This is a genomic window from Gammaproteobacteria bacterium (assembly GCA_037388465.1).
Lineage (GTDB): Bacteria > Pseudomonadota > Gammaproteobacteria > SpSt-1174 > SpSt-1174 > JARRKE01.
The window spans coordinates 1-4,895 of the sequence record JARRKE010000132.1 but is presented as its reverse complement, the minus strand read 5'-3'; the positions used below and the strand labels follow the sequence as shown (position 1 = coordinate 4,895).

Annotated in this window: 7 protein-coding genes; 6 read left to right on the top strand and 1 reads right to left on the bottom strand. The window is 61.7% G+C overall.

The window, feature by feature from the left end; all coding sequences use genetic code 11:
* The 4 genes from P8Y64_14085 to P8Y64_14070 form a co-directional block, all read left to right on the top strand.
* Nucleotides 1–507: rhomboid family intramembrane serine protease (locus P8Y64_14085; protein MEJ2061584.1), on the top strand; the 507-nt coding region annotated here is incomplete at its 5' end.
* Nucleotides 508–675: 168 nt separating this feature from the next.
* Nucleotides 676–1,032: a metalloregulator ArsR/SmtB family transcription factor gene (locus tag P8Y64_14080; GenBank protein MEJ2061583.1), complete on the top strand. Its 357-nt coding sequence runs from the start codon at nt 676–678 to the stop codon at nt 1,030–1,032.
* Nucleotides 1,029–1,508 carry an SRPBCC family protein gene (locus tag P8Y64_14075; GenBank protein MEJ2061582.1) on the top strand — a complete coding sequence of 160 codons (480 nt, stop codon included), beginning with the start codon at nt 1,029–1,031 and terminating at the stop codon, nt 1,506–1,508. The genes P8Y64_14080 and P8Y64_14075 overlap by 4 nt, the downstream gene beginning before the upstream one ends.
* Entirely contained in the window at nt 1,505–2,164 is a 660-nt protein-coding gene (locus P8Y64_14070; GenBank protein MEJ2061581.1) for a glutathione S-transferase family protein, read from the top strand. The genes P8Y64_14075 and P8Y64_14070 overlap by 4 nt, the downstream gene beginning before the upstream one ends.
* A gap of 134 nt (nt 2,165–2,298) precedes the next feature.
* Here P8Y64_14070 and P8Y64_14065 read toward each other — a convergent pair whose 3' ends face one another.
* Nucleotides 2,299–3,390, bottom strand: a complete 1,092-nt coding sequence (locus P8Y64_14065) for a glycosyltransferase (GenBank protein ID MEJ2061580.1) — start codon at nt 3,388–3,390, stop codon at nt 2,299–2,301.
* 83 nt (nt 3,391–3,473) lie between these two features.
* Between P8Y64_14065 and P8Y64_14060 the strand changes: the two genes are divergently transcribed.
* Both P8Y64_14060 and P8Y64_14055 read left to right on the top strand, forming a co-directional pair.
* Entirely contained in the window at nt 3,474–3,890 is a 417-nt protein-coding gene (locus P8Y64_14060) for a secondary thiamine-phosphate synthase enzyme YjbQ (GenBank protein MEJ2061579.1), read from the top strand.
* Nucleotides 3,891–3,902: 12 nt separating this feature from the next.
* The gene (locus tag P8Y64_14055; protein ID MEJ2061578.1) at nt 3,903–4,595 is read left to right on the top strand and encodes an HAD family hydrolase; all 693 of its coding nucleotides are present in this window, start codon (nt 3,903–3,905) and stop codon (nt 4,593–4,595) included.
* Nucleotides 4,596–4,895 lie beyond the last annotated feature (300 nt).

Here is a 4,895-nt window from a genome sequence, read left to right as displayed (position 1 = left end):
CATCGCTGCTTTCTCGCTCGTCCAGCTCTGTATAGCCCCAGCCTGCTCCCGTTACTGATGCGCGATGGCCTTCACGTGATTTCAGGACAACCCTGGCGCCTGGCGACTTCTCTACTCGTCCAGGATGGCGGTTGGGGCGGCACCGTCTTCAATCTCATCGGACTACTCGCGATCGGCCCGCTCGCGGAGTCGCTGCTCGGCCGGCAGCTCTGGGCAGCGGTCGCAGGCATCTCCGTCATCCTTACGCAGATTGTCGCGCTCTCCTGGCAACCCATCGGTGCGGGCAACTCCATCCTCGACTTCGGCCTGGCCGGTGCGGTATGCGCCACCTGCCTTATGAGCCGTTCGGTCCGCCAGGCCCTGATACCCGCCGTTGGTGCTTGTACCTGTTTCGTGCTTCTGGTTTTCATGCGAGACATTCATGGCGTTGCCGGCGTAATCGGCGCACTCGCCGCATTGGTGTTTCTGTTTTTCGCCAAACGGGGCAAACAGGCAGTGGATGCCTGACAAGTGCACCGGGCAGAGGAACGATGAAGTCGTCACCGGGAAAAACCCCTGTTCAGGGAGGATATGGCTAACCGCGTCGGACATCGCTGCGTAGCCAGGATGCCGGCTGGCGCATAGATACTTAAGTAATCGCTTGACTTTCTGCGTGGCTGGTTCTAACTTAAGTAAATGCTTGAGTATTCGGAACAGCTTGATTTGGCCTTTCACGCGCTCGCAGACGCAACGCGGCGGGGGATTCTCGATCGTCTATCAAGAGGGCCAGCCTCGGTGAGCGAGCTGGCACAGCCTTACGACATGTCCCTCGCTGCCATCCATCAGCACGTCCAAGTGCTCGAGGCCAGCGGCCTCGTCGTGACGGAAAAACACGGCCGCACACGCGAATGCCGGATTTCCGCTGAGGCCGTCATGCGTGTCGAAGGTTGGCTGAACGAACGCCGCCAGCTCTGGGAAAGCCGCTTCGATCGGCTCGGCAAATTGCTCGAAAGCGGACCTTCGGATCCAACGGGTGGAGGAGACAATCCATGAAGGAAGTACCTTTTTTCCACGGCACCTTCACACTGAATCGCGTGTGGTCGGCATCGCCGGAAAAAGTATTCGCCGCATGGTCCGATCCGGAGGTGAAAGCCCGGTGGTTCACCGGACCGGAGGACCGATGGACTCTGCTGCGCCGGTCGATGGAGTTTCGTGTTGGCGGCGAGGAGGTACTGGAAGGACGCTTCGAGGAGAGCGGTCTGGTGACGCTCTACGAGGCCCGCTTCCACGCGATCGAACCGGCTCGGCGCCTCGTCTATGCCTATGATCTACATCTCTCGGGGCGTTTCCATTCGGTCACCCTGTCGAGCCTGGAACTCGGTGCAGAAGGAACGGGGACCCGTTTGTCCTACACCGAGCAGATCGTGTTTCTGGATGGCAAGGACGGCACCGACGACCGTCGCCACGGTACTGAATTTCAGTTCGAAATGATCGAAGCAACCCTTGGATTGACCGGAGCTGCGCAATGACGCTTGCACTGTACGGGCACCCGTTTGCCTCGTTCGTTTGGAAACCGCTGATTGCACTCTACGAGCGCGGCGTGGCCTTCGAATTTCGGATGCTCGATGCCGATCATCCCGAGAACCAGGTCCGGATTGTCGACCTTTCGCCCACGGGGCAATTCCCCGCGCTGATCGACGGGGACAGGGAAATCACGCAAAGCAACGCCATTATCGAATATCTCGATCTGTTTCATGGGAACGCTGCGCCCATGGTGCCGAACGATCCGCGTGATGCTTTGGATGCGCGCATGTTTGCCGACGTATTCGACGACTATGTTCATGCGCCGATGCAACGCATTGTCGGCGATGCCTTGCGGGGTGAAGATGAGCGCGACCCGTACGGCGTCCGTGACGCGCACGACATGCTGGATCAAAGCTACGCCTGGCTGGAGCGGCGCCTGCAAGAAAAGGAATGGGCGGCTTGCGGCCGATTCACGATTGCCGATTGCGCTGCAGCACCAGCACTTTTCTATGCCGACTGGGTTCATCCCATCGGCGAACGTCATGCTGCCCTGGCTGGGTACAGGGCACGGCTTCTGGCTCGTCCCTCAGTGGCAAGGGTCGTCGACGAGGCCCGCCCCTATCGCAGCTTCTTTCCGCTGGGAGCACCCGACAGAGACTAGCTTCGGCGAAGTTCCTGAAGAGCGCCGGCTGGTTTGCCCTCACGCATTCCGAACTGACGAAAAACCGGGTCAATGTTAAGCAGGGGCGATAACACGACCCTTCACGCCTTACACCTGACGCCTCACCATCCCGATCAGGCCGGCTCGCGCGCGGCGGCGGCGTATTCGATCTGCACGTCCTCGTAAAAGCCCAGCATCTGTTTTGCGAGGGCCTCATCGCTCCATTCCTGCGCCCATTCCAGGGCCTCCTGTGCCAGCCGCTGGCGCAGATTGCGGTCTGACAGGATGCGCACGCACTTCATGGCGAAGTCGTTGAGGTCTTCCTCGGCCACTAGCGCGCCCTTGCCTGCGTCGAGGATGTCGTGGGTCCCGAGCACGGCGGTTGAGACCACCGGCGTGCCGCAGGCCATGGCTTCCAGCAGCACCAGGCCCTGGGTTTCGGTGCGCGAGGCGAAGATGAAGGCGTCGCCGGCGCGGTAACAGTCGGGCAGCTGCTCGCGTTTCATGTAACCGACGAAGTGCACCACGTCGTCGAGTTCCAGTTCCTGCGTCATCTGCTTGATGTGTTTCAGGGCCGGGCCTTCGCCGGCGATGATGACCGCCAGTTCGGGCACCTGGGCCACCACCCGCGTCAGGGTCTTGAGCAGGAAGTCGATGTTCTTTTCGAATGCGATACGCCCCACGTGTACCAGCACCGGCTGGTCGGGATCGATTTCCAGGCGTTTGCGCATAGCCTGTCCGTCACCCTGGGCGAAGGCCTCCAGCTCGATGCCGGTGGGCAGGATGACCTCGCGGGTGGTGACGCCGTAGTCGCGCAGCACCTCCAGCATGGCGCGCGACGGCACCACTACGCCGTCCACCTGGTTGCACTGGCGGGCAGAAAAACGCCGTGCCAGGAAGCGCATCATGCGTTTCGGGACGAACGGCAGGTAGTGGAACAGGTATTCTTCGAAAAAGGTGTGGTAGGTCTCGACCTTGGGGATACCCAGACGGCGTGCCAGCCACAGGCCCAGGTAGTGGGCGCGGAACGGTGTCTGGATGTGGATCAGGTCGAATTCCTGTTTGCGCAGCTGTGGCAGCAGGTCGCGCACCGCGCCGGCCTTCATGAGCCCGATGAGGGTGACCTGGTGCCCGAGTTCGATAAAGGCCTTGCGGAAGGTGGCGATGGAGGTGGAGACGCCGTTCACACGCGGGAAATACACGTCGCTGATCATCAGTATCTTCACCGCGCCTGCCCCCGAATATGACGTTTTGTGCGGTAGCATATGTACTTCCTGTGACACTAAAGTGAACACCCCGCGAATATCCCATGTTGCACCAGGACGTATTCCAGATAGCCACGACCGGCCGCGGCACGCAGGAAATCACCGATCGCATCGGCCGTATCGTGCAGGACAGCGACATCCGCACCGGCCTGTGCCAGGTGTTCGTGCACCATACCAGTGCCTCGTTAATCCTGTGCGAAAACGCCGACCCCACTGTGCGGCGCGATCTGGAGGCCTTCATGCAGCGGGTGGCGCCGGACGGCGATCCGTTGTTCCTGCATCAGGACGAGGGGCCGGATGACATGCCTGCGCATGTCCGGACCATCCTCACCCAGACCGACCTGATGCTGCCGGTCACAGCCGGGCGGCTGGCGTTGGGCACCTGGCAGGGGGTGTATTTGTGGGAGCATCGCACCCATCCGCACACGCGGCGGGTGACCGTGACGGTTTTCGGCGACTAGCCATTGGTTCATATGACACGCATCACCTGCCTGACTTTCGACCTCGACGACACGCTGTGGCTCTGCGCCCCGGTCATCGAGCGCGCGGAGCAGCGTTTTTACCGCTGGCTGCAGGAGCGCTATCCGAGGATCACCGGGCGCTACGACTTCGACGCGCTGATCGAGCACCGCAAGGCCTATATGCAGGCTTTTCCCGAGCTGCATCACGATCTCACCCGGTTGCGTAAGGCGTGGATCGGTGTGCTGGGCGCGGAGGCCGGTTACGGCGACGAGCCGGTGGAAGAGGGGTTCCGGACCTTCTGGCTGGCGCGCAACGAGGTCGAGCCGTTCGAGGAGGCCCTGGCGGCGCTCGCCACGTTGTCGGTCGACTACACCATTGGCGCGATCACCAACGGCAATGCCGACGTGCATACCATCGGCATCGGGCATTATTTCGACTTCGTGGTGACCAGCGCCTCGGCCGGCGCGGCCAAGCCGCACCCCGATATCTTCGATGCCGCGGTGCTGGCTGCCGGCGTTTCGGCCGATGCCATGGTGCACGTCGGTGACGACCCCGTGCGCGATGTGCGCGGCGCGCAGGAGGCCGGGCTGCGCGCGATATGGGTCAATACCCATGCCCAGTCGTGGCCGGGCGGTCCGGATCCTGACGCCGAGATCCGTCATATGGGGGAGCTGGAAAGCGTCCTCGCGCGCCTAGCAGGCTGATGTTGTCTACTCATGCGGCACGATAGGGCGTCAAAATCAGGCTCAAAATGCTCATTTACGACATGTAAACTGCGCTTTTTCGCCCAATTCTTCCTTCTCTCGCACTCGCCTGAGCGACAACAACAGCCTGCTACCTGCTAGCCTGAGAAAGTACATGTCCCGCCAACACGAAGAAATCATCGCCGGCCTGCATGCCGTGCAGTCCGCGCTCAGCCACGATCCCGCCTCGGTGCTCGAACTCTGGGTCGATGCGGGGCGCCGCGATAACCGGCTCAATGAGCTCGTGCAGCTGGCCGGGAC

Bases quoted from the DNA above. Each gene is read 5' to 3' on its own strand.
- P8Y64_14080 (MEJ2061583.1), top strand. From the start codon at position 676: ATGCTTGAGTATTCGGAACAGCTTGATTTGGCCTTTCACGCGCTCGCA.
- P8Y64_14075 (MEJ2061582.1), top strand. From the start codon at position 1,029: ATGAAGGAAGTACCTTTTTTCCACGGCACCTTCACACTGAATCGCGTG.
- P8Y64_14070 (MEJ2061581.1), top strand. From the start codon at position 1,505: ATGACGCTTGCACTGTACGGGCACCCGTTTGCCTCGTTCGTTTGGAAA.
- P8Y64_14060 (MEJ2061579.1), top strand. From the start codon at position 3,474: ATGTTGCACCAGGACGTATTCCAGATAGCCACGACCGGCCGCGGCACG.
- P8Y64_14055 (MEJ2061578.1), top strand. From the start codon at position 3,903: ATGACACGCATCACCTGCCTGACTTTCGACCTCGACGACACGCTGTGG.